Annotated in this window: 1 protein-coding gene; it reads right to left on the bottom strand. The window is 76.4% G+C overall.

Annotation, left to right across the window (positions count from 1 at the left end):
• The coding region (locus tag FLV34_RS39690; protein ID WP_187280900.1) for an acyl carrier protein at window positions 1–286 on the bottom strand (286 nt) is incomplete at its 3' end.
• Window positions 287–555 lie beyond the last annotated feature (269 nt).

Raw genomic sequence — 555 nt, forward strand, 5'->3', positions numbered from 1 at the left:
GTTCGACGGCGGTGAGGGAGTCGAGGCCGAGTTCGATGAGGGGTCGGTCGGCGGGGATGGCGGTGGGGTCGGGGTGGGTGAGGACGGTGGCGACTTCGGTGCGGACCAGGTCGAGCAGGGCCTCGGTCCGCTGGTCCGGAGTCAGTCCGTTCAGCCGGGCGGCGAGGGATGGTCCCCCGGCCGCCGCGCCGCGTACGGCGGGGCGGGCCTGCCGTACGAGCCCGCGCAGCAGCGGCGGCGGCGTCTCGGCCGTGGCCGTGAGGGCGGCAGGGACGACCAGGGGCACGCCCGCGCAGCAGCGGCGGCGGCGTCTCGGCCGTGGCCGTGAGGGCGGCAGGGACGACCAGGGGCACGCCCGGGTCGCGGAAGGCGACGGCGTCGAACAGGGCGAGTGCGTGCGCGGCGCTGAGCGGGCTGAGCCCGGTCCGCTTGATCCGCGCGTGGTCCACCGAGGTCAGGTTGGTGGTGAGGGTGCTGGTGTGGGCCCATAGTCCCCAGGCGAGGCTGGTGGCGGGGAGGCCGGTGGTGTGGCGGTGGTGGGCGAGGGCGTCGTGG

The organism is Microbispora sp. CSR-4, from assembly GCF_008033685.1.
In the GTDB taxonomy this organism is placed as follows: Bacteria; Actinomycetota; Actinomycetes; order Streptosporangiales; family Streptosporangiaceae; genus Microbispora.